At 55.9% G+C, this 21,483-nt stretch carries 23 protein-coding genes and 1 tRNA gene; 17 read left to right on the plus strand and 7 right to left on the minus strand.

Annotated elements, in window-relative coordinates:
• Positions 1–340 precede the first annotated feature (340 nt).
• On the plus strand, positions 341–1,285 hold the full coding sequence (locus AC3IX1_RS04945; RefSeq protein WP_489387353.1) for an Abi family protein: 945 nt from the start codon (positions 341–343) through the stop codon (positions 1,283–1,285).
• Between the two features lie 172 nt (positions 1,286–1,457).
• On the opposite strand, the gene AC3IX1_RS04950 is transcribed toward AC3IX1_RS04945, so the two are convergent.
• The 6 genes from AC3IX1_RS04950 to AC3IX1_RS04975 all read right to left on the minus strand — a co-directional run bounded on the left by AC3IX1_RS04950 (position 1,458) and on the right by AC3IX1_RS04975 (position 6,421).
• Positions 1,458–1,766 (minus strand): DUF3077 domain-containing protein, encoded by a 309-nt coding sequence (locus AC3IX1_RS04950; RefSeq protein ID WP_489387354.1) that lies wholly within the window; start codon positions 1,764–1,766, stop codon positions 1,458–1,460.
• 580 nt (positions 1,767–2,346) lie between these two features.
• Positions 2,347–3,438: an SIR2 family protein gene (locus tag AC3IX1_RS04955; RefSeq protein WP_489387355.1), complete on the minus strand. Its 1,092-nt coding sequence runs from the start codon at positions 3,436–3,438 to the stop codon at positions 2,347–2,349.
• 147 nt (positions 3,439–3,585) lie between these two features.
• Positions 3,586–4,551, minus strand: coding sequence for a hypothetical protein (locus AC3IX1_RS04960; protein ID WP_489387356.1), 966 nt, complete (start codon positions 4,549–4,551; stop codon positions 3,586–3,588).
• A gap of 231 nt (positions 4,552–4,782) precedes the next feature.
• The gene (locus tag AC3IX1_RS04965; RefSeq protein ID WP_489387357.1) at positions 4,783–5,592 is read right to left on the minus strand and encodes an ATP-binding protein; all 810 of its coding nucleotides are present in this window, start codon (positions 5,590–5,592) and stop codon (positions 4,783–4,785) included.
• A gap of 250 nt (positions 5,593–5,842) precedes the next feature.
• The gene (locus AC3IX1_RS04970; RefSeq protein ID WP_489387358.1) at positions 5,843–6,172 is read right to left on the minus strand and encodes a hypothetical protein; all 330 of its coding nucleotides are present in this window, start codon (positions 6,170–6,172) and stop codon (positions 5,843–5,845) included.
• Positions 6,173–6,336: 164 nt separating this feature from the next.
• Positions 6,337–6,421, minus strand: a tRNA-Leu gene (locus tag AC3IX1_RS04975).
• A gap of 107 nt (positions 6,422–6,528) precedes the next feature.
• Between AC3IX1_RS04975 and queA the strand changes: the two genes are divergently transcribed.
• From queA to AC3IX1_RS05005, 6 genes are all read left to right on the plus strand, one after another.
• Complete coding sequence (gene queA / locus AC3IX1_RS04980) at positions 6,529–7,593, plus strand: tRNA preQ1(34) S-adenosylmethionine ribosyltransferase-isomerase QueA (RefSeq protein ID WP_056721282.1); 1,065 nt, start codon at positions 6,529–6,531, stop codon at positions 7,591–7,593.
• Positions 7,594–7,607: 14 nt separating this feature from the next.
• Entirely contained in the window at positions 7,608–8,723 is a 1,116-nt protein-coding gene (gene tgt / locus AC3IX1_RS04985; protein WP_191624894.1) for a tRNA guanosine(34) transglycosylase Tgt, read from the plus strand.
• A gap of 43 nt (positions 8,724–8,766) precedes the next feature.
• On the plus strand, positions 8,767–9,102 hold the full coding sequence (yajC, locus tag AC3IX1_RS04990) for a preprotein translocase subunit YajC (protein WP_007982729.1): 336 nt from the start codon (positions 8,767–8,769) through the stop codon (positions 9,100–9,102).
• Positions 9,103–9,166: 64 nt separating this feature from the next.
• The gene (gene secD / locus AC3IX1_RS04995; RefSeq protein ID WP_489387359.1) at positions 9,167–11,035 is read left to right on the plus strand and encodes a protein translocase subunit SecD; all 1,869 of its coding nucleotides are present in this window, start codon (positions 9,167–9,169) and stop codon (positions 11,033–11,035) included.
• Between the two features lie 9 nt (positions 11,036–11,044).
• Positions 11,045–11,959, plus strand: a complete 915-nt coding sequence (gene secF, locus AC3IX1_RS05000; RefSeq protein WP_489387360.1) for a protein translocase subunit SecF — start codon at positions 11,045–11,047, stop codon at positions 11,957–11,959.
• A 121-nt stretch (positions 11,960–12,080) separates the two neighbouring features.
• On the plus strand, positions 12,081–12,632 hold the full coding sequence (locus tag AC3IX1_RS05005; RefSeq protein WP_489387361.1) for a glycine zipper 2TM domain-containing protein: 552 nt from the start codon (positions 12,081–12,083) through the stop codon (positions 12,630–12,632).
• A 418-nt stretch (positions 12,633–13,050) separates the two neighbouring features.
• Here the strand turns inward: AC3IX1_RS05005 and suhB are convergent, their stop codons facing one another.
• A complete protein-coding gene (suhB, locus tag AC3IX1_RS05010; protein WP_489387362.1) occupies positions 13,051–13,869 on the minus strand; it encodes a type III secretion system regulator SuhB in 819 nt (272 codons plus the stop codon).
• 146 nt (positions 13,870–14,015) lie between these two features.
• Here suhB and trmJ point away from each other — a divergent pair, with 146 nt between their 5' ends.
• The 10 genes from trmJ (at position 14,016) to iscX (ending at position 21,435) form a co-directional block, all read left to right on the plus strand.
• On the plus strand, positions 14,016–14,786 hold the full coding sequence (gene trmJ, locus AC3IX1_RS05015) for a tRNA (cytosine(32)/uridine(32)-2'-O)-methyltransferase TrmJ (RefSeq protein WP_489387363.1): 771 nt from the start codon (positions 14,016–14,018) through the stop codon (positions 14,784–14,786).
• A 2-nt stretch (positions 14,787–14,788) separates the two neighbouring features.
• On the plus strand, positions 14,789–15,565 hold the full coding sequence (gene cysE / locus AC3IX1_RS05020; RefSeq protein ID WP_489388688.1) for a serine O-acetyltransferase: 777 nt from the start codon (positions 14,789–14,791) through the stop codon (positions 15,563–15,565).
• A gap of 264 nt (positions 15,566–15,829) precedes the next feature.
• Positions 15,830–16,321: a Fe-S cluster assembly transcriptional regulator IscR gene (gene iscR / locus AC3IX1_RS05025; RefSeq protein ID WP_003227911.1), complete on the plus strand. Its 492-nt coding sequence runs from the start codon at positions 15,830–15,832 to the stop codon at positions 16,319–16,321.
• Between the two features lie 50 nt (positions 16,322–16,371).
• The gene (locus tag AC3IX1_RS05030) at positions 16,372–17,586 is read left to right on the plus strand and encodes an IscS subfamily cysteine desulfurase (protein WP_489387364.1); all 1,215 of its coding nucleotides are present in this window, start codon (positions 16,372–16,374) and stop codon (positions 17,584–17,586) included.
• Between the two features lie 101 nt (positions 17,587–17,687).
• Positions 17,688–18,074 carry a Fe-S cluster assembly scaffold IscU gene (gene iscU / locus AC3IX1_RS05035; protein ID WP_007982746.1) on the plus strand — a complete coding sequence of 129 codons (387 nt, stop codon included), beginning with the start codon at positions 17,688–17,690 and terminating at the stop codon, positions 18,072–18,074.
• Between the two features lie 34 nt (positions 18,075–18,108).
• A complete protein-coding gene (iscA, locus tag AC3IX1_RS05040; protein ID WP_003227904.1) occupies positions 18,109–18,432 on the plus strand; it encodes an iron-sulfur cluster assembly protein IscA in 324 nt (107 codons plus the stop codon).
• Between the two features lie 8 nt (positions 18,433–18,440).
• Positions 18,441–18,962, plus strand: coding sequence for a co-chaperone HscB (hscB, locus tag AC3IX1_RS05045; protein WP_489387365.1), 522 nt, complete (start codon positions 18,441–18,443; stop codon positions 18,960–18,962).
• Positions 18,963–19,013: 51 nt separating this feature from the next.
• A complete protein-coding gene (gene hscA / locus AC3IX1_RS05050; RefSeq protein WP_489387366.1) occupies positions 19,014–20,876 on the plus strand; it encodes a Fe-S protein assembly chaperone HscA in 1,863 nt (620 codons plus the stop codon).
• A 2-nt stretch (positions 20,877–20,878) separates the two neighbouring features.
• Positions 20,879–21,220 carry an ISC system 2Fe-2S type ferredoxin gene (fdx, locus tag AC3IX1_RS05055; RefSeq protein ID WP_057398567.1) on the plus strand — a complete coding sequence of 114 codons (342 nt, stop codon included), beginning with the start codon at positions 20,879–20,881 and terminating at the stop codon, positions 21,218–21,220.
• Positions 21,221–21,234: 14 nt separating this feature from the next.
• Positions 21,235–21,435: a Fe-S cluster assembly protein IscX gene (gene iscX, locus AC3IX1_RS05060; protein ID WP_150726786.1), complete on the plus strand. Its 201-nt coding sequence runs from the start codon at positions 21,235–21,237 to the stop codon at positions 21,433–21,435.
• Positions 21,436–21,483: the final 48 nt, after the last annotated feature.

Genomic DNA, 21,483 nt, shown 5'->3' on the forward strand with positions numbered 1-21,483 from the left:
ATTGAGTCTAGAAGAATGCGGCCCGCGTGGAGGTTTCAGGATGTATGCACAGTGGATCGCTGGGGAAAGCGTTCACCAGAAGAACTCGGGTGTTGCAGATCCAAAAAACCACCACAGCCCCTGTAGGAGCGAGCTCGCTCGCGAAAAATCCGAGGCAACCACCGTTCCTGCTGGCGACGTTGACGTTGACATTGTTATTAGGCTGCGGCAGCATGGATCCCAATCGCGCCCGATCCTCTGGTGCTGGCTCAGTCCGGCATTACGTTCGGGCCTTCTTGTTTATGGAACATGGAAGTTGCCTAAGCCAGCCCCTCCGAAGCCTTTCCTTACGTATCCTGACATGGTTGCGCTCCTGACCAGCAGGGGTGTGCAAATCGATGACCCGTCACGTGCGGAACGCAAGCTCGCGCAGCTAGGGTATTACCGTCTCAGCGGATTCTGGTACCCGGCGCGGGAATTCAAAATGAACGGCCTTCAGCAAGAAGTCTGCCCGGTCGCGGGCAAGCCTCTTCGTCTGGACACTTTCCAAGCGACCACCTCTTTCGATGCGATCGTAGACCTTTACCAGTTCGATAAACGATTGCGAATGCTCATGCTGGATGCAGTCGAGCGTCTGGAGGTCCACCTCAAGACTATAACGGCTCACGAGGTTGGATATCACGACCCGATGGCCTACACCGATGTGAAATTCATTCTGCACAAATGGACCCAGCCATACACGGACAGCCGTGGTAATGCGCGGAACAAGTGGACAGACTGGAGTCTGAAACAGCAGTTGCATATTGCGCGGAGCAAGGAGGACTGCATTCAGTGGCACCTGCGAGCCGGTAAGTCCATTCCCGTTTGGGTCGCCGTGGAAGCTTGGGATTTCGGGGATCTTTCGGAGTTCTTCGAACTGCTCACTAGCAAATATCAGAATCTAATACTCGCACGCCTCGGTTTGAACAACGCCAAGATGCTCAGCCGGTGGATGCAGCAAATCAGCCATTTGCGCAACCGCTGTGCTCACCATACCCGCATCTGGAATCAGGCTTCGGCTAACCCGTTATCGGTCCCCTTGGAACCGTATTTTCAGGTGTTGGGGCTGGATCAGCACGCGCTCAAGCGGCTGTACGGGTTAATTGCGGTCATATGGTTTCTGCTACAGAAGATCGCCCCCGCTTCGACCTGGATCAACGACGTTGCTGATCTGATCGATCGCAAGCCTGCTATGCCCGGCTGCACTTTCAAAGCGATGGGGTTTCCAGATGAAACTGGCTTTCCTCGAAAACTGTTCGGGATCTAACTGGCTTCGATACAAACCCCGAAAACTCGGGGCTATTACCCACCAGACAGCCACACCCCCTGTAGGAGCGAGCTCGCGAAAAACTCAAGGCACCACCATTTCCGATGAGTGCCCGCGCTATCGCAACCAAACTCGCCTCTACAAGCTGATGCCTGACGTCTAGAGCCAGAAGCTATCCCCCAGCTTCCGTCGCCTGCTTAGACGTCGATCCAAACCCCCGATCCCGAGTAAGCACCTTCACCGCATCATCCACCACCGCCTTACTCATCGCAGTCAAATAATGCGCAGCCCAGGCGTGATAGTCCGTGTCTTTGGCGTAAGCCGCATCTTGGGTCAGCGCCTTGGCGAGAAACAGAAAATCAGAAGCCATCGCCAACGCATCCCCAAGCGGAACATCACGAGTGACATGAAACAGCGCTTGATCCGCACAGTAGATGGCCGGTGTCAGGCCGATGGTTTTGAGTTCAGATTGTTCAGTCATTGGCCACCTCCGAGGATGGAGAGGCAATGGTGGAGGGTGTTACGCGATTGGGAAGTGCGTAGAGGGAAAAGCCAAATTTCAAACGGATTGATACTGCGCATTATCCAACTCCTTGATATGAGGAGCTGCCACGTTCGTTTCCACACGAATGGGTGACAGCTGTGCGCAGGGTGGAAAACCGGGAATCAAGGAAACCGGCACGCCCGAAGACGTCCCACGCACAGCCGCCATAACTCACGCCGCAGACACAAAAAAAAGCGCCGGCAGACGTGATGGGGGCGCTGTTGCGCCTTGAATTACACGGGTTTCCACACCCGGTCGCTGAATTGGCAGCGACGGTGGAAGGGTAGCGTCCAGATCCTTTTCCTGCAACCTTCAAAGGGTCTCGATCTTCAAACCAGCCGAGCAGAAAAATGTGTTATATCCGCGTTTTGTTCGTTGCGCATGTGGCAGCCGTTACGCTCAAAGTCCGCTATCTGCCCAGTACCTGACATTCAGCCAAAAAAAACTCCAGACATAACCAACTCCGTTGGTCGATATAGTCAACTCACTAAAGCTGCGCCAGCGAAGGACGAAATGACTACAAGCTGTTAACAAATGATTTTGCGCCATCGAAACTAAAAGTTATTTCACGATTCCCAAAAAATTTTAACCAGTGCCCTCTTATATACTCACTATTCCCCTCGGAAATGTAGTCAACTACATGTATTTTTGCCTCTTTCCTTGTCATTCTTGAAAGTAATTGACGCATTTCAAAGTCAGCTTGAGGCAATGAGTATCCTATGAAAACAATCCTATCCGCTTCTGAAATTTCAATGCCGGCATTTTGCCAAATAATTCTATATTGCGGATTTGATAAATTCTTTAAATAGGTTGGCATTATTAAATTCTGAGAAAGTAAATGCCTACCCGTTTCTTCAGGAAAGTTCCTGTCACAATGACGGCATGAAGTAGAATGTTCAAAGTTATGCATGGCTTCCTTTTCAAAGAACTTCGCATAAAGCCTTGCGCATCTTGGGCATTGCAACCAATTTAGAGAGCCATGAAGTTTTAGAAGCTTTACGTTAAAGCCACCTTGGCCAAGCTTTTCCAGGCCAGGGATTACTGTTGTATCATTTTCATCTTTTGAGCTTATGTAGCAGCAGTAGTCCACAACTCCATCATATTGTTTGTGCGCTAGCAGCGATTTGTATATTGAATTATCAAGAAGAATATCCCAGTTCGTGCTAATTACGCTAACAGGATCATTTCTCTTGTACGCAACCCCAGCGCGTACCGAGGACAATTCAGTAAGGTGGTCCGCGAAACGGTCTATATAATCTTTTGATTTATTAGTTCTGTTTAGCAAAAGTTGGATGGTGCGGCCAACAACATAAAATACAGATTCACGAACTTTCATGATTTTATCAAGACTGATACCTCTGAATTGAGAGCTTTCAGCTAAGCATCGATCCAGTGGTGTAAATATATCTTCAAGATCAATATTTGAAAAACCACCATCCGTCACATTTAGTTGTTCTCTGAGGAAACTGGTAAATTCATCAAACTTTGTAGGCTCAAAGACATGAGGGTTCTCTTTGTAGAGATCGAATGCCTCACGCAAGATGGCAGCCTGGGTCGGCGCGCCTGCCTCGACAGAGAACCCTGCCCCAAGAATGTATACAGTTTTCATCCTTACTTCAGCTCCTTAAATTGTTCTTTTTAAACAAAAAATGGGAAAAATCTATTACTTTAAAAATAAATCTGTCCCCTTTTTTCTTTTTTTTCGGTGAGGGGGCCGATTTTTGAAATTGGCTTTTGGTTAGAGGTGAGTTGACTCTCAGAAGTTTATGCCAAGTTTATGGAAGAATATCTTGTTTCGGATGTTCGCGTCTTTAAGTATTTTATCCCAGCCGAGAACCTCAATATAAAGGTTCAAGCTGTCATGCCATTTGAAATAGCCGAGTCGATCTGGCATAGGTTTGAAGTCTTTTTCATCTTCAAGCCAGCTTTTGGTTTTTTGAGTTAGTTCACAGATAACGTAACCATAAAAAGGCGTGTTATCTCCGATCAATATCTCTCTGCCAGTTGGTGTTTTAAACTCCCCATTTCGGATTTTTCTCACGTATCTTATGATTTGCGTAACTGGGTCTTCACTGGAGGACGGATTGGTGAAGTCATCTCGTTGGGGCTTTTTAAATTCGAAAATTGTTACAGGGTTGCTTTCTACGTTTTCACCTCGGAATAACACCCGTTTATCGTAGGCGATTAAGTCTGGGCGATCGCTATTGCCTTGGAGTGGAAGGTCCGAAGAAAGGTAGTGTGTGAAATTCAGCCTTTCATCGATTAACCATAGGTTGTGGTCTTTGAGTGGTGTTGAAAGGGAGTCACCCTTTCTGGGGAATATGATGTCATGCACAATTCCTTCAGAGGAGTACTTTCCATCAATATTGGTTTCTAGGTTTTTTTCGAATAATTCAATTATATTTTTTCTTGGCGCTATATAGTGAACCAAATCGTTTTTGCTGGCTTCTGAGATTTTTTCTATTATTTCTGCTGTTTTTTCTTCAATGTCAGATTGCTCAGTTGTCGCAAGAATTTGCCGCATTTGGCCTTTGATCTGTACTTCTTGCTCGTATTTTATTTGTTGTAGTCTGCTTTCGATTTCTTCATCTTTAGCGTTGTAAGGGAGGTCCGAAAGGTCGGCGTGCTTCAGGATCTGTGTGTGCCATGGAGCATTATCTCTCACATAATGTGAGACTCGTTCTAATTTTTTTAGTATTCGGGCGTCTACTTCATCATCCACTGCTTTTTTTGCGAAATCTGATGCAATGCTTTCAATTTGTGATTGGGAAACTCCCAGGATGATGTCGTTGTCTTTTTGAAACTCAAATCCCCCTCTTTCAAGGGAGACGTTGTCGTCTAGGTATTTTCCAAAGACATATATTTTTATTATGAAGTTTCTATCTTTTACTTCGAGATCGGTAAGGACTCTATCGTAAAATTCATCAATAAATTCAGGGATATATTTGTGGAGTTATACGCTGGTCACTTCCCGTCGATGAGCGACAAGGCTAACTTTGCTAGTCTGGGTTTTCGGTGAGTAAAACTTAAATACTCGCGCTGTAAATAGTTCGGGTCCTGAAGTGCCCTCGAGATGGAATTCGCCGCTGGCAGACTCAATTTCTTCAATTAAGTGAGAGCCTTCCTTTTCAATGAAATTGTTCAATGTTATGGGGTTTGATTCGTCCTCCTCTCTAAGGACTATCTGAGGGAGTGATTCTGGTTTTATGTAGAAATATGGTAGCAGCTTTTCTACAAGGACTCTTGCGATTGTATGGGTCTTTTTGTCTGGAAGTTTTACGCTTTTTAAATTGGCTAGTGTGACTCTGGATCCAGGCGTGCCACCTGTTATGCTTGATTTAGTTTCATCAACGATAATATCGTTGTCTTTTCCCATTTTGAAGGTTCGAAAGAAAAGACTACTTCCACTCAGGAATGTGCTTTCGATTATTGCTTCGTCGAAATATTTTAAGTAGGTTAGTCGCCCAAACCCCTTTCCTCCTTCCACAATTTTATGTGCGGAATATAGAGTGTCAAATGAGTCTCTGTTAACGTCATTGAAGCCAATTCCGTTGTCGGTAATTATAAATCCGGTTATTTCTGGTAATGATGCGTCTAGCGATATCTGTTTTTCTCTGATGACAATAATTTCGATTAAGCCTTTTGGGTTTTTGTTGGCTTCAATCGCTTGAATTGCGTTGACTATAGATTCGATTAGTGGCGTGTACACACTTGTTCCAGATCGAATATTTTCGATAGCCCTACGGATATTTACGTTGCTCATAGTTAGTCCTCGTGCAAAAAATAGCCATCCTTGTTGAGGCTGGATCTATGATGGTGCAATCATCGAAAATCCATTTTTCGCATTTATTTAGTATTTAGCGATATGCGTTCGCGATTTTCTTCCTTGGAGGGTAGGTTAGCAAGGTCCTTCAAGCTCAGCGGAAAGGGACAGATTTATTTTGGATAAGACGCAACGACCAGCATCGGCCCAGTAGTCAGGCTTTCCCAATCTTTGGGCCGACTGCCTTTACTCACTGTATGTCTTTCAGATAATCCTTGAGCGCGATGAGCGGGGCATCAAGCTGCTCTATCGTCTGAGTAGTGGCAAATTCACCCGCCAACCTCTGCAACTCCCGCCCCAACGGCTTATCCACACCCCCAATGGCTTCCAGCGCCAACCCCACACACTCATCCACCTTCGCCTGGATCGTCTCAACATCCCCCCGCCGCACCAGCAACTCAAACACATCCCGCTGGTAATCACCCATGACCAAATCGTCACGCAAAATCGGGCTCTGACCTTCCGATTCATAAGCCAGTTTGAGGGAGAAGAGGGCGACGGTTTCCAGGTGCAATTCCATGGGGGGGAATCCTTGTGAAATGTTCCGGCGGTGCGGGTGGCGTGGAAGAGAAGAGCAGGAGCAAAAGCATCGCCAGCAAGCCGGCTCCTACGGGTCGGTGGGGTGTCAGCCACTTTATTGCAGACGAAAAAAAAGGCCTTGCAAAGCAAGACCTTTCTTAATTTTGGTGCCCCGAGGGAGACTCGAACTCCCACTCCTTTCGAAAACGGATTTTGAATCCGCCGCGTCTACCAATTCCGCCATCAGGGCTCAATGGCGGCGAAGTATAGAGATGAGATAACCGCTGGTCAATCAGGTACATGGAGAATTTTTGATATTTCCGCTAGACTTCCCGGCCCTGCTAGACGAACCCCATCATGCGCGTTGCTGACTTTACTTTCGAGCTCCCTGATTCGCTGATCGCCCGCCATCCGCTGGCCGAGCGGCGCAATAGTCGTCTGTTGACCCTGGATGGGGTCAGCGGCGCCCTGGCACACCGTCAATTCACTGATTTGCTGGAGCATTTGCGCCCCGGCGATTTGATGGTGTTCAACAATACCCGGGTGATTCCGGCGCGGCTGTTTGGCCAGAAGGCTTCCGGCGGCAAGCTGGAAATCCTGGTGGAGCGGGTGCTCGACAGTCATCGCGTGCTGGCCCATGTGCGGTCCAGCAAGTCGCCCAAGCCGGGGTCGAAGATCCTGATCGACGGCGGTGGCGAGGCCGAGATGCTGGCGCGGCACGATGCGTTGTTTGAGCTGGGCTTTGCCGAAGAGGTGTTGCCGCTGCTCGACCGCGTCGGGCACATGCCGCTGCCTCCTTATATAGACCGTCCGGATGAAGGCGCCGACCGCGAGCGTTACCAGACTGTCTACGCCGAGCGTTTGGGCGCGGTGGCGGCGCCGACGGCGGGGCTGCATTTCGATCAGGTGCTGATGGAGGCGATTGCCGCCAAGGGCGTCGAGACTGCGTTCGTGACCCTGCACGTCGGTGCCGGCACGTTCCAGCCGGTGCGCGTGGAGAAGCTCGAAGACCACCACATGCACAGCGAATGGCTGGAAGTCGGCCAGGACGTGGTCGATGCGGTTGCCGCCTGCCGCGCTCGCGGTGGTCGCGTGGTGGCCGTGGGGACCACCAGCGTGCGTTCCCTGGAAAGCGCCGCCCGCGATGGCGTGCTCAAGCCGTTCAGTGGCGACACCGACATTTTCATCTACCCGGGCCGGCCGTTTCATGTGGTCGATGCCCTGGTCACCAACTTCCATTTGCCCGAATCCACGCTGTTGATGCTGGTTTCGGCGTTCGCCGGTTATCCCGAGACCATGGCCGCCTATAAGGCCGCCGTGGACAACGGTTACCGCTTTTTCAGCTACGGTGATGCGATGTTCATCACGCGTAATCCTGCGCCGACTGCCCCTAAAGAATCGGGCCCAGAGGAAACTGTATGAGTCGCACCTGTCGTATGTCTTTCGAGCTGCTGGCCACTGATGGCAAGGCTCGTCGCGGTCGTTTGACCTTCCCGCGCGGTACCGTCGAGACCCCGGCTTTCATGCCGGTGGGCACCTACGGCACGGTCAAGGGCATGCTGCCACGGGATATCGAGGCGACTGGCGCTGAAATCATTCTGGGCAACACCTTCCACCTGTGGCTGCGCCCGGGCACGGAAGTGATCAAGAAGCACGGCGACCTGCACGATTTCATGCAGTGGAAAGGCCCGATCCTGACCGACTCCGGCGGTTTCCAGGTGTTCAGCCTGGGCGCCATGCGCAAGATCAAGGAGGAGGGCGTGACCTTCGCTTCTCCAGTCGACGGCGCCAAGGTGTTCATGGGCCCGGAAGAGTCGATGCAGGTCCAGCGTGACCTGGGCTCCGACATCGTGATGATTTTCGACGAATGCACGCCGTACCCGGCTGACGAAGACGTCGCCCGTATTTCCATGGAGTTGTCCCTGCGTTGGGCCAAGCGTTCGAAAGAAGCCCATGGCGACAACACGGCGGCGCTGTTCGGCATCGTGCAGGGCGGCATGCACCAGGACCTGCGCATGCGCTCCCTGGAAGGCCTCGATCAGATCGGCTTCGACGGCCTGGCCATCGGCGGCCTGTCGGTGGGCGAGCCCAAGCATGAAATGATCAAGGTGCTGGATTACCTGCCGGGCATGATGCCGGCTGACAAACCTCGTTACCTTATGGGCGTTGGCAAACCGGAAGATCTGGTTGAGGGTGTGCGCCGCGGTGTGGACATGTTCGATTGCGTGATGCCAACCCGTAATGCCCGCAATGGGCATCTGTTCATTGATACCGGCGTGCTGAAGATCCGAAACGCGTTCCATCGCCATGATGATTCGCCGCTCGATCCGACCTGCGATTGCTATACCTGCCAGAACTTCTCCCGCGCTTATCTGCATCACCTGGACAAATGCGGCGAAATGCTGGGAAGCATGCTCAATACCATCCATAACTTGCGCCATTATCAAGTGCTTATGGCTGGTTTGCGCGAGGCTATTCAACAGGGTACATTGGCCGCCTTTGTCGATGCCTTCTACGCCAAACGCGGGTTGCCTGTTCCGCCTTTGGACTGAGTTTACTGACCCCAAGATTCAACATTTGCAACTGGAGTGCTAAATGAGCTTTTTTATCTCTAATGCCATGGCTGACGCCGCTGCACCTGCTGCCGGCCCAATGGGCGGCGGTTTCGAGTGGATTTTCCTGGTCGGCTTCCTGGTCATCTTCTACCTGATGATCTGGCGTCCACAGGCCAAGCGCGCCAAAGAGCAGAAAAACCTGCTGAGCAGCCTGCAGAAAGGCGACGAAGTTGTGACCACCGGCGGCATCGCCGGCAAGATCACTAAAGTGGCCGACGATTTCGTCGTTCTGGAAGTTTCCGACACCGTCGAAATGAAGTTCCAGAAAGGCGCCATCGCCGCCACGCTGCCAAAAGGCACGCTCAAAGCGATCTAAGTTTCAACTTCATTTTCAATCGACGGGGCGCGCAAGGCGCCCCGCGTCATAAACGGGCGGCGTGATGCTGAACAAATATCCTCTGTGGAAATACATTCTGATCCTGGCGGTGCTGGCGGTCGGTCTGATTTATTCCGCTCCCAATCTTTATCCTGATGACCCGGCCATTCAGGTCAGCGGTGCCAGCACTGCGCTGCAAGTCAATCAGGCTGATCTGGATCGTGTGAGCGCTGCGCTCAAGGAATCCGGGATCAACGTCAAGGCTGCCACCCTGGCAGAGGGCGGCAAGGGTGGTCTGATCCGCCTGACCAAGGCTGAAGACCAGCTGCCGGCCAAAGACGTCGTGCGCAAGGCATTGGGTGATGACTACGTCGTCGCGCTGAACCTGGCACAAACCACTCCACAATGGCTGCGCAACCTCGCCGCGCACCCGATGAAGCTGGGTCTGGACTTGTCCGGTGGTGTGCACTTCCTGCTGGAAGTGGACATGGACAAAGCCCTCGACGCGCGCCTGAAAGTCTACGAAGGCGACGTCAAGAGCCTGCTGCGTAAAGAAAAACTGCGCTATCGCAGCCTGCCGCAACTGGGCGGTGCCATTCAGCTGGGCTTCGCTGATGAAGACAGCCGCGAACAGGCCCGCAGCCTGATCCGCAAGAACTTCAACGATTTCGACATTGTTCCGGCCGACCTCAATGGCCAACCGGTGCTGCGTCTGGCGATGACCCCGGCCAAGCTGGCGGAAATCCGCGAATACTCCATCAAGCAGAACTTGACCACGGTACGTAACCGCGTCAACGAGCTGGGTGTTGCCGAACCGATCGTCCAGCGTCAGGGCGCCAACCGCATCGTGGTTGAGCTGCCGGGCGTGCAGGACACCGCCGAAGCCAAGCGTATCCTCGGCAAGACGGCCAACCTCGAGTTCCGTCTGGCGGCTGAGCCTGGCGCTTCGAAAGCCACTTCCGAATCCTTTGAGTTTCGTGAGGGCAACCGTCCTCCGGCACTGATCGAGCGTGGCCTGATCATCACCGGTGACCAGGTGACTGACGCCAAGGCCGGTTTCGGTGAGCAGGGCACGCCGGAAGTGAACATTCGTCTGGACGGTCACGGCGGCGAGCTGATGAGCCGTGCGACCCGTTCGAACGTGGGTCGCAGCATGGCGGTGATCTTCATCGAGCAGCGTCCGGTTACCACTTACGTCAAGCAAGTGGTCAACGGCGTCGAGAAAGACGTGCCGGTGCAGACGTTCAAGGAAGAGAAGAAGATCATCAGCCTGGCGACCATTCAGTCGCCGCTGGGTGCCCAGTTCCGCATCACTGGCCTGAACGGCCAGGGCGAATCGTCCGAACTGGCTCTGCTGCTGCGTGCCGGTGGTCTGGCGGCGCCGATGTACTTCGCTGAGGAACGCACCATTGGCCCAAGCCTGGGTGCCGACAACATCACCAAGGGTATCGATGCATCGCTGTGGGGCATGCTGTTCGTCTCGCTGTTCATCATGGCCATCTATCGCTTCTTCGGCCTCATCGCCACTGTCGCGCTGACGGTGAACATGGTGATGCTGCTGGCCCTGATGTCGCTGCTGGGTGCAACGCTGACCCTGCCGGGTATCGCCGGTATCGTGTTGACCATGGGTATGGCGGTCGACGCCAACGTACTGATCTTCTCGCGGATCCGTGAAGAGATTGCCGCGGGCATGTCGGTGCAGCGTGCAATCAACGAAGGCTTCGGCCGGGCATTCACCGCGATTCTCGACGCCAACCTGACAACACTGTTGGTCGGCGGGATTCTCTTTGCCATGGGCACAGGTCCCGTCAAGGGCTTCGCAGTGACCATGTCCCTCGGGATCTTTACCTCGATGTTCACGGCCATCATGGTGACCCGCGCGATGGTCAACCTGATCTTCGGCGGTCGTGACTTCAAGAAGTTGTGGATTTAAGGGGCTGCCATGTTACGTACAATCAACTTCATGGGCGTTCGCAACTTCGCGTTCGGCGTCACATTGTTCCTTACTGCGCTGGCGTTGTTCAGTGTCGCTACCAAGGGCATGAACTGGGGCCTGGACTTCACCGGCGGTACGCTCATCGAGCTGACCTACGAGCGTCCGGCCGACGTCTCCAAGGTGCGTGAGCAGTTGGCGACCGCCGGTTATAACGATGCCGTCGTGCAGAACTTTGGTGCAACCACCGATCTGCTGGTGCGCATGCCTGGCGAAGACCCGCAACTGGGTCACCAGGTCGCCGAAGCCTTGCAGAAGGTCGGCGGCGAGAACCCGGCGACGGTCAAGCGCGTCGAATTCGTCGGCCCGCAGGTGGGTGAAGAGCTGCGCGACCAGGGCGGCCTCGGCATGCTGATGGCGCTGGGCGGTATCCTGATCTACCTGGCTTTCCGCTTTCAGTGGAAGTTCGCGGTCGGTGCGATCGTGTCCCTGATCCACGACGTGATCGTGACCATCGGTATCCTGTCGTTCTTCCAGATCACCTTCGACCTGACGGTGCTGGCGGCGGTACTGGCGATCATCGGTTACTCGCTCAACGACACCATCGTGGTATTCGACCGGGTTCGCGAGAACTTCCGGGTACTGCGCAAGGCCAGCCTGATCGAGAACATCAACATCTCGACCACGCAAACCCTGCTGCGGACCATGGCGACTTCGATCTCCACTTTGCTGGCGATCGCGGCCCTGCTGTTCTACGGTGGCGACAACCTGTTCGGCTTCTCCATCGCCCTGTTCATCGGTGTTCTGGCGGGTACTTACTCGTCGATCTACATCGCGAACGTGGTGCTGATCTGGCTGAACCTGAGCACGGAAGACCTGATTCCTCCGGTCAATACCGAGAAGGAAGTCGACGACCGTCCTTGAAGGCAAAGTCTTTAAGCGATGTAGTCCAAAAAAGGCGCGAGTTGAACTCGCGCCTTTTTTTGTGCTCCAAGGCAGGGAGAAGCGCGGACATGTTCCGCATGTGATGGTCCAGGAGGTTCATGTGAACAAGTCGATGCTGGTTGGTGCTGTACTGGGTGCTGTCGGTGTAACTGCCGGGGGTGCTGTGGCCACCTACAGCCTGGTTAAAAATAACGGTCCTGAGTACGCGCAAGTACTCGCCGTTGAGCCGGTCAAGACACAAATCAAGACTCCACGTGAAGTGTGCAAGGATGTAGCGGTCACCCGGCAGGCGCCGGTCAAAGATCAACACCAGATCGCCGGTACGGTGGTCGGTGCATTGGCAGGTGGCTTGCTGGGTAACCAGATCGGTGGCGGCACCGGTAAGAAGATCGCCACGGTCGCGGGTGCTGTCGGTGGTGGTTACGCCGGCAACAAGGTGCAGGAAGGCATGCAAGAGCGTGACACCTACACCACGACCCAGACCCGCTGTAACACGGTCAACGACATCAGTGACAAGGTTGTAGGTTACGACGTGCGGTATTCGCTGGACGGCAAGGAAGGCAAAGTGCGCATGGATCGTGATCCAGGCAACCAGATTCCGGTGGATAAGGAAGGCAAGTTGATCTTGTCGGAGAATCAGGCGGCTCAGTGATCTGCTGACGCTGGATAAAAAAGAAGCACCCTGCGGGGTAATGCCAGTCAGTTAAGCGCAATCCATGTGGGAGCGAGCCTGCTCGCGATGACGACGGTACATTCAGCATCAATGTTGGCTGACCCGCCGCTATCGCGAGCAGGCTCGCTCCCACAGGGGAGGGTGTTCAAACTCTTAACTGACTGGCATTAACCCTGCGGGGTGCTTTTTTTGTGTCTGAAATGCAGCTCCGAGAACGCTGCAAAAACCTGTGGGAGCGGGCTTGCCCGCGATGACGGTATCACCTGCGCCATATGCGGTGACTGACCCACCGATATCGCGGGCAAGCCCGCTCCCACAGGGATCTACGGTGTTGTCGGTAGCGATTTTCAGGCATAAAAAAAGCACCCCGAAAGGTGCTTTTTCTGTCGCTGGAAGCTTAGCGCTTCAGCGAGGCCGGCAGGTGTGGCTGGATGGCCGTCAATACTGCCTTGAAGCATTTGGTGTTACCGGCAACGACGTGGCCTTTTTCAAGGAAGTCGTGGCCGCCGGTGAAGTCGCTCACCAAACCGCCGGCTTCCTGGATCAGCAGGGCGCCCGCAGCCATGTCCCACTCGGACAGGCCCGACTCCCAGAAGGCGTCGAAACGGCCGGCGGCCACGTAGGCCAGGTCCAGGCTCGCGGAACCTGCGCGGCGGATGCCAGCGGTCTGGCCAACCAGGGCGCGGAACATGCCCAGGTAGTTGTCGAGGTTGTCCATCTGGTCGTCACGGAACGGGAAGCCGGTACCCAGCAGGGCGCCGTCCAGGCTGGTGCGACCGCTGACGCGCAGGCGACGACCATTCAGTTGGGCGCCGCGACCACGGCTGGCGGTGAATTCTTCCTGGCGAACCGGGTCCAGAACAATAGCGTGTTCCAGGCGACCGCGGTACTTGCAGGCAATGCTGACAGCGAAATGAGGAATGCCGCGCAGGAAGTTGGTGGTGCCGTCCAGTGGGTCGATGATCCACAGGTACTCTTCGCCTTCGATGCCGGTGCCGGCGTGCATGCCGGTCTCTTCACCCAGGATCGAGTGATTCGGGTACGCCTTGCGCAGGGCGTCGATGATTTTCTGTTCGGCGGCGCGATCCACCTCGGATACGTAATCCTTGGCGTCTTTTTCGTCGACCTTGATGGTATCCAGGCGCTCGATGGAGCGGAAGATCAATTCACTGGCGCTGCGGGCGGCGCGCAGCGCGATATTCAGCATGGGCTGCATGGATGTGTCACCTAAGGTTGTTAAAGAAAGCCGGGCATTCTATCAGAAAGTTTCTACAGGAGAAGGACGACGTTCGCTTTCATGGCTTAACGGTAGGATGAGCTGTAAGATTCTGCTCCCGATTATTGTGTTCGAGAGCGCCTCCCTTGCTGCAAAACATTCGTGTCGTCCTGGTCAATACCAGCCATCCGGGCAATATCGGCGGGGCTGCGCGTGCCATGAAGAACATGGGGCTGTCGCGGCTGGTGCTGGTCGAGCCTCGTTTGTTCCCGCATCACGAGGCCGATGCCCGTGCCTCCGGTGCCGGGGACATCCTTGAAAACGCGCAAGTCGTCGCCACCTTGGAAGATGCCTTGGTCGGTTGCAATCTGGTGCTTGGCACCAGTGCCCGCGACCGCCGGATTCCCTGGCCGCTGCTCGATCCCCGCGAATGCGGTACGAAAGTGGTCGAGGAAGCCGGGCAGGGCGCGGAGATCGCTTTGGTGTTCGGTCGTGAAGATTCCGGCCTGACCAACGAAGAGCTACAGCGATGTCATTATCACGTGCACATCCCATCAGACCCTGAGTTCAGCTCGCTGAACCTTGGGGCGGCGGTGCAGGTGTTGGGTTATGAAGTGCGCATGTCCTGGCTGGCGGCCCAAGGTCAGCCAAGCAAGGTCGAGAAGGAAGAAGTGGCCTCGGTCAAAAGCGCTGAGCTGGCGACCATGGACGAGCTGGAACGATTCTATGAACACCTGGAACAGACCCTGGTGGCCATCGAATTCCTCGATCCGGAAAAGCCACGGCACTTGATGGCGCGCCTGCGCCGGTTGTACGGACGCAGCTCGGTCAGCCGGGCGGAAATGAATATTTTGCGTGGCATCCTCACGGAAACCCAGAAAGCGGCCCGTGGTGAGCTCCTTAAGCGGAGGGATTAATGATGTTCGAGCGTTTGCGTGAAGATATCCAGAGCGTATTCCACCGAGATCCGGCGGCGCGTAACGCTTTTGAAGTCCTGACCTGCTACCCCGGCATGCATGCCATCTGGATTCACCGTTTGTCGGCGATGCTGTGGCGCGCGGACCTGAAATGGCTGGCGCGGCTGGTGTCGAACTTCGGTCGCTGGTTGACCGGGATCGAGATCCATCCGGGGGCCAAGGTCGGTCGTCGTTTCTTCATTGACCATGGCATGGGCATCGTCATCGGCGAAACCGCCGAGATTGGCGATGACGTGACTATTTACCAGGGCGTGACCCTCGGTGGTACCAGCTGGAATAAAGGCAAGCGCCACCCGACCCTGGGTGATGGCGTCGTGGTCGGGGCGGGCGCGAAGGTGCTCGGCCCGTTCACTGTCGGTGCCGGGGCCAAGGTGGGTTCCAATGCTGTCGTGACCAAGGAAGTGCCGCCGGGCGCCACTGTGGTGGGGATTCCGGGGCGGATCATCGTCAAATCCGACGAAGAGCAGGACGCCAAGCGCAAGGCCATGGCTGAGAAGATTGGCTTCGATGCCTACGGTGTGACTGAAGACATGCCCGACCCGGTGGCGCGTGCCATTGGTCAGCTGCTCGATCACTTGCAGGCGGTTGATGGTCGTCTGGAGGGGATGTGCGGGGCGTTGAAGGATCTGGGCAGTAATTACTGTGCGAAAGATCTGCCTGAGCTGCGCGAAGAAGACTTCGCTTGTGTGAAGGACAAGGATCAGAGTCAGGTCAGCTAGACCGCGTCGACTTCATCGCGGGCAAGCCCGCTCCCACAGGGATTCTCGGTGTTCACACAATCTGTGTTTCAACCTGGACCTTGTGGGAGCGGGCTTGCCCGCGATGAACGATGACTCGGTATTACTGGCTGTTCAGGCCCAGCCTTTGCTATGATGCGCCCGCTCTTTTGCGGGTAATCCTGACTAAAGTACTAGGTCTTATAGTTGACTTAAATACTCGGGAATTGCATACTCGCCTCATTCCGAACTCCGTGGTAATTGTCCATGCGACTGACTACAAAAGGCCGATACGCCGTGACCGCCATGCTTGATCTGGCGTTGCACGCGCAGCACGGGCCCGTGTCCCTGGCCGATATCTCCGAGCGCCAAGGCATCTCCCTGTCCTACCTCGAACAGCTTTTCGCCAAGTTGCGCCGCAGCAACCTGGTGTCCAGCGTCCGTGGTCCAGGCGGCGGCTACCAGCTGTCACGCGACATGCAGGGTATCCAGGTCGCCCAGGTGATCGATGCGGTGAACGAATCGGTCGATGCAACCAAATGCCAGGGCCAGGGTGACTGCCACTCCGGTGACACTTGCCTGACTCACCACTTGTGGTGCGACCTGAGCCTGCAGATCCACGAATTTCTGAGCGGTATCAGCTTGGCTGACCTTGTGACTCGCCGTGAGGTGCAAGAAGTAGCCCAGCGCCAGGACCAACGCCGTTGCAACAGCAAGGCGCCACGCCTGGACAAGATTGAAGCGTCCGCCGTCGAATGACTGCCAGAGAGCTAGCGGCACGCCAGCCAGCCTGATTTAGGAGATAGTCCATGAAATTGCCGATTTACCTTGATTACTCTGCGACTACCCCGGTTGATCCGCGTGTCGCGCAAAAGATGAGTGAATGCCTGCTGGTCGACGGAAACTTCGGTAACCCGGCGTCCCGTTCCCACGTGTTCGGCTGGAAAGCTGAAGAATCCGTCGAAAACGCTCGTCGTCAGGTCGCTGACCTGGTCAACGCCGACCCGCGTGAAATCGTCTGGACCTCCGGTGCCACCGAATCCGACAACCTGGCAATCAAGGGTGCGGCACATTTCTATGCCACCAAGGGCAAGCACCTGATCACCACCAAGATTGAGCACAAGGCTGTCCTCGACACCATGCGCCAACTGGAGCGTGAAGGTTTCGAAGTGACCTACATCGAGCCTCGTACCGATGGCCTGGTGACCCCTGAGATGATCGAAGCCGAACTGCGCGACGACACCATCCTGGTTTCGGTCATGCACGTGAACAACGAAATCGGCACCATCAACGACATCGCAGCGATCGGCGAACTGCTCCGTGCCAAGGGCATCCTGTTCCACGTCGACGCCGCTCAGTCCACCGGCAAGGTCGAGATTGACCTTTCGAAGCTGAAAGTCGACATGATGTCGTTCTCCGCCCACAAGACCTACGGTCCTAAAGGCATCGGCGCCCTGTACGTAAGCCGCAAACCGCGCGTACGTATCGAGGCGACCATGCACGGTGGCGGCCACGAGCGCGGCATGCGTTCCGGCACCCTGGCGACCCACCAGATCGTCGGCATGGGCGAAGCTTTTCGCGTAGCCAAGGAAGACATGGCTGCCGAGAACGCGCGCATCAAGGCTTTGAGCGAGCGTTTCTACAAGCAGGTCGAGCACCTGGAAGAGCTGTACGTCAACGGCAGCATGACCGCCCGCGTTCCGCACAACCTGAACCTGAGCTTCAACTACGTTGAAGGCGAGTCGCTGATCATGGCGCTCAAGGATCTGGCGGTTTCGTCCGGTTCGGCCTGTACCTCGGCGTCCCTTGAGCCTTCGTACGTACTGCGTGCCCTGGGCCGCAACGACGAACTGGCACACAGCTCGATCCGTTTCACCTTCGGCCGTTTCACCACCGAAGAAGAAATCGACTACGCCGCGCAGAAAGTCTGCGAGGCCGTTATCAAGCTGCGCGCCCTGTCGCCGCTGTGGGACATGTACAAAGACGGTGTCGATATCTCGAAGATCGAGTGGGCGGCACACTAAACAAAGAAGCCGCCGGATACAGGTCCTGTAGCAGCGCGGCGGTAAACGCAGCGTAACTGCAGGGCCTCAAGAGCGGCCCTGATGAGTGAGGATTGAGAATCATGTCTTACAGCGAAAAGGTCATCGACCACTACGAAAACCCGCGCAACGTCGGCAAGATGGACGCGGAAGATCCTGATGTCGGCACCGGCATGGTCGGCGCTCCGGCGTGCGGCGACGTGATGCGCCTGCAGATCAAGGTCAACGACGCCGGCATCATCGAAGATGCCAAGTTCAAGACTTACGGCTGCGGTTCGGCCATCGCTTCCAGCTCCCTCGCCACCGAGTGGATGAAGGGCAAGACCCTGGACGAAGCGGAAACCATCAAGAACACTCAGCTGGCTGAAGAACTGGCCCTGCCGCCAGTGAAAATCCACTGCTCGGTACTCGCTGAAGACGCCATCAAGGCCGCCGTTCGCGACTACAAGCAGAAGAAAGGCTTGATCTGATTTTCGAGTTTTGGCGACGAGTAAGGAGTCACCGATGGCTATCAGCATGACAGAAGCGGCTGCTCGACACGTGCGGCGCTCCCTCGACGGGCGCGGCAAAGGTGAAGGGATTCGTCTGGGTGTTCGCACCACGGGCTGTTCCGGCCTTGCCTACGTGCTGGAGTTTGTCGACGAGGTGGTTGCAGAGGATCAGGTGTTCGAGAGTCACGGCGAAAAAGTGATTATCGACCCGAAAAGCCTGGCCTACCTGGACGGCACCGAGCTCGATTTCGTCAAGGAAGGGTTGAACGAAGGCTTCAAGTTCAACAACCCCAACGTGCGCGGTGAATGTGGCTGCGGCGAAAGCTTCAACATCTGAGGCTTGTCGTGGGTACTCCTTGTCATTTCGCTTTATTCGAGCTGCAACCGAGTTTTAACCTGGACCTCGATCAGCTGGCTACGCGCTATCGCGAGCTGGCGCGCGGCGTTCATCCGGACCGTTTTGCCGACGCATCCGAACGCGAGCAACGGTTGGCCCTGGAGCAATCGGCGAGCCTCAACGAGGCCTACCAGACGCTCAAGAGCCCACCCAAGCGCGCGCGCTACCTGCTCGCCCTGAATGGTGGTGAGTTGCCGCTGGAAGTCACGGTGCATGATCCGGAGTTCCTGCTGCAACAGATGGAGTTGCGTGAAGAGCTCGAAGACCTGCAGGACAGCGCCGACCTCGATGGCGTTGCCGTCTTCAAGCGTCGCCTGAAGGCTGCCCAGGATGTGCTGAACCAAAGCTTCGCAGCTTGCTGGAACGATGCCGCGCAACGTGAACGGGCCGAACGCCTGATGCGGCGCATGCAGTTCCTCGACAAGCTCACCTACGAAGTGCGCCAGTTAGAAGAGCGCCTCGACGATTAACCCAGTGCCGCTCCGGTCGCACGCCTGATATACAGATAAGTCCTGATAACGATGGCCCTACTGCAGATCGCCGAACCCGGCCAAAGTCCTCAACCGCACCAGCGTCGTCTGGCTGTGGGGATCGACTTGGGCACTACCAATTCGTTGGTCGCTGCATTGCGCAGTGGTCTTTCCGAGCCTCTTGCCGACGCAGAAGGGCGGGTCATCCTGCCGTCTGCCGTGCGCTACCACGCCGATCGCGTCGAGGTTGGTGAATCCGCCAAGCTGGCCGCCGCCACCGATCCGTTGAATACGGTGCTGTCGGTCAAGCGCTTGATGGGTCGTGGTCTGTCCGACGTCAAGCAGCTTGGTGATCAGTTGCCATATCGCTTTGTCGATGGCGAGTCGCACATGCCGTTCATCGAGACGATCCAGGGTCCGAAAAGCCCGGTCGAGGTCTCCGCCGACATCCTCAAGGTCCTGCGTCAGCGCGCCGAAGCGACTTTGGGGGGCGAACTGGTGGGCGCGGTAATCACCGTTCCGGCCTATTTCGACGATGCCCAGCGTCAAGCCACCAAGGACGCGGCCAAGCTGGCCGGTCTGAATGTGCTGCGTTTGCTCAATGAGCCGACCGCAGCAGCCGTGGCTTACGGTCTGGACCAGCACGCCGAAGGCCTGGTCGCGATCTACGACCTGGGCGGCGGCACCTTCGATATTTCGATTCTGCGCCTGACCGGCGGTGTCTTCGAAGTCCTGGCTACCGGTGGCGACAGCGCCCTGGGTGGCGATGACTTCGACCACGCGATCGCTGGCTGGATCATCGAGAGCGCGGGCCTGTCCGCCGACCTCGATCCGGGTGCGCAACGCAATTTGCTGCAAACCGCCTGTGCGGCCAAGGAGGCCCTGACCAATGCCGCGACCGTTGAAGTTGCCCATGGCGACTGGAAAGCCGAGCTGACCCGCGAAGCCTTCAATGCGCTGATCGAGCCGATGGTCGCTCGCAGCCTGAGGTCCTGCCGCCGTGCGGTGCGTGATTCCGGTATCGAACTGGAAGACGTGCATGCCGTGGTCATGGTTGGTGGTTCGACTCGCGTGCCTCGCGTTCGCGAAGCCGTCGCCGAAGCCTTCGGTCGCCAGCCGCTGACTGAAATCGACCCGGATCAAGTGGTAGCCATCGGTGCTGCGATCCAGGCCGATACCCTGGCTGGCAACAAGCGCGATGGCGGCGAATTGCTGCTGCTGGATGTGATTCCGTTGTCCCTGGGGCTGGAAACCATGGGCGGCCTGATGGAGAAGGTGATTCCGCGCAACACCACCATCCCCGTCGCCCGCGCCCAGGACTTCACCACTTACAAAGATGGCCAGTCGGCCATGGCCATCCACGTACTGCAGGGCGAGCGCGAGCTGATCAGCGACTGTCGCTCCCTGGCGCGCTTTGAATTGCGCGGCATTCCGGCGATGGTGGCTGGCGCGGCGAAGATTCGCGTGACCTTCCAGGTCGATGCCGACGGTCTGCTCAGCGTTTCCGCCCGCGAGTTGGGTTCGGGTGTTGAGGCCAGCATCCAGGTCAAGCCGTCCTATGGTCTGACCGACGGCGAAATCGCCAGGATGCTCAAGGACTCGTTTCAGCACGCCAATGAAGACAAGGTTGCCCGCGTACTGCGCGAGCAGCAGGTTGACGCCCAGCGCCTGATCGAAGCGGTGCAGGCTGCTCTGGAGGCTGATGGCGAGCGTTTGCTCGACGCCGACGAGCGCATGGTCATCGACCTGCAGGTGCAGGAACTGACCGAACTGATGAAAGGTACCGATGGTTATGCCATCGAGCAGCAGACCAAGCGTCTGTCGCAAGTGACCGATGCCTTTGCTGCCCGCCGCCTGGACTCGACGGTGAAAGCCGCGCTGGCGGGGCGTAACCTGAATGAGATTGAGGAATAACGATGCCGCAGGTCATTTTTCTGCCACACGAAAGGTTTTGCCCGGAAGGCATGGTCGTGGAGGCTGAGACCGGTACGTCCATCCTCGAACTGGCCCATGAGCACCATATCGAGATGGAAAGTGCCTGTGGCGGCGTCTGCGCCTGCACCACCTGTCACTGCCTGATTCGCGAAGGTTTCGACTCGCTGGAAGAGGCCGACGAGCTGGAAGAGGACTATCTTGACAAGGCATGGGGGCTGGAAGCTCAATCGCGCCTGGGTTGTCAGGCCAAGGTCGGTACCGAAGACCTGACCGTCGAAATTCCGAAGTACTCGCTCAACCATGCAGCCGAAGCAGCGCACTGATTCAAGGAATTGTCATGAAACTCAAGTGGACTGATGTGCTGGAGATCGCGATCCAGCTGGCTGAAAGCAAGCCTGACGTGGACCCTATGTCGGTCAACTTCGTCGATCTGCGTAAATGGGTGATGGAACTGCCCGATTTCGACGACATGCCTGAGCATTGTGGCGAAAAGATCCTGGAGGCCATTCAGGCCAACTGGATCGAAGAACGCCACTGAGCCACGCCGCAGGTTAGGCAATACCCGAGAACCCGCGTATAATTCGCG

The sequence above is a fragment of the Pseudomonas sp. KH_046_2 genome (assembly GCF_057838985.1).

What these genes read in the sequence shown, in the direction of transcription:
- AC3IX1_RS04945 (WP_489387353.1), top strand. Translation starts at nt 341, where the DNA reads ATGGTTGCGCTCCTGACCAGCAGGGGTGTGCAAATCGATGACCCGTCA.
- AC3IX1_RS04950 (WP_489387354.1), bottom strand. Translation starts at nt 1,766, where the DNA reads ATGACTGAACAATCTGAACTCAAAACCATCGGCCTGACACCGGCCATC.
- AC3IX1_RS04955 (WP_489387355.1), bottom strand. Translation starts at nt 3,438, where the DNA reads ATGAAAACTGTATACATTCTTGGGGCAGGGTTCTCTGTCGAGGCAGGC.
- AC3IX1_RS04965 (WP_489387357.1), bottom strand. Translation starts at nt 5,592, where the DNA reads ATGAGCAACGTAAATATCCGTAGGGCTATCGAAAATATTCGATCTGGA.
- AC3IX1_RS04970 (WP_489387358.1), bottom strand. Translation starts at nt 6,172, where the DNA reads ATGGAATTGCACCTGGAAACCGTCGCCCTCTTCTCCCTCAAACTGGCT.
- queA (WP_056721282.1), top strand. Translation starts at nt 6,529, where the DNA reads ATGCGCGTTGCTGACTTTACTTTCGAGCTCCCTGATTCGCTGATCGCC.
- tgt (WP_191624894.1), top strand. Translation starts at nt 7,608, where the DNA reads ATGTCTTTCGAGCTGCTGGCCACTGATGGCAAGGCTCGTCGCGGTCGT.
- yajC (WP_007982729.1), top strand. Translation starts at nt 8,767, where the DNA reads ATGAGCTTTTTTATCTCTAATGCCATGGCTGACGCCGCTGCACCTGCT.
- secD (WP_489387359.1), top strand. Translation starts at nt 9,167, where the DNA reads ATGCTGAACAAATATCCTCTGTGGAAATACATTCTGATCCTGGCGGTG.
- secF (WP_489387360.1), top strand. Translation starts at nt 11,045, where the DNA reads ATGTTACGTACAATCAACTTCATGGGCGTTCGCAACTTCGCGTTCGGC.
- suhB (WP_489387362.1), bottom strand. Translation starts at nt 13,869, where the DNA reads ATGCAGCCCATGCTGAATATCGCGCTGCGCGCCGCCCGCAGCGCCAGT.
- cysE (WP_489388688.1), top strand. Translation starts at nt 14,789, where the DNA reads ATGTTCGAGCGTTTGCGTGAAGATATCCAGAGCGTATTCCACCGAGAT.
- iscR (WP_003227911.1), top strand. Translation starts at nt 15,830, where the DNA reads ATGCGACTGACTACAAAAGGCCGATACGCCGTGACCGCCATGCTTGAT.
- AC3IX1_RS05030 (WP_489387364.1), top strand. Translation starts at nt 16,372, where the DNA reads ATGAAATTGCCGATTTACCTTGATTACTCTGCGACTACCCCGGTTGAT.
- iscU (WP_007982746.1), top strand. Translation starts at nt 17,688, where the DNA reads ATGTCTTACAGCGAAAAGGTCATCGACCACTACGAAAACCCGCGCAAC.
- iscA (WP_003227904.1), top strand. Translation starts at nt 18,109, where the DNA reads ATGGCTATCAGCATGACAGAAGCGGCTGCTCGACACGTGCGGCGCTCC.
- hscA (WP_489387366.1), top strand. Translation starts at nt 19,014, where the DNA reads ATGGCCCTACTGCAGATCGCCGAACCCGGCCAAAGTCCTCAACCGCAC.
- fdx (WP_057398567.1), top strand. Translation starts at nt 20,879, where the DNA reads ATGCCGCAGGTCATTTTTCTGCCACACGAAAGGTTTTGCCCGGAAGGC.
- iscX (WP_150726786.1), top strand. Translation starts at nt 21,235, where the DNA reads ATGAAACTCAAGTGGACTGATGTGCTGGAGATCGCGATCCAGCTGGCT.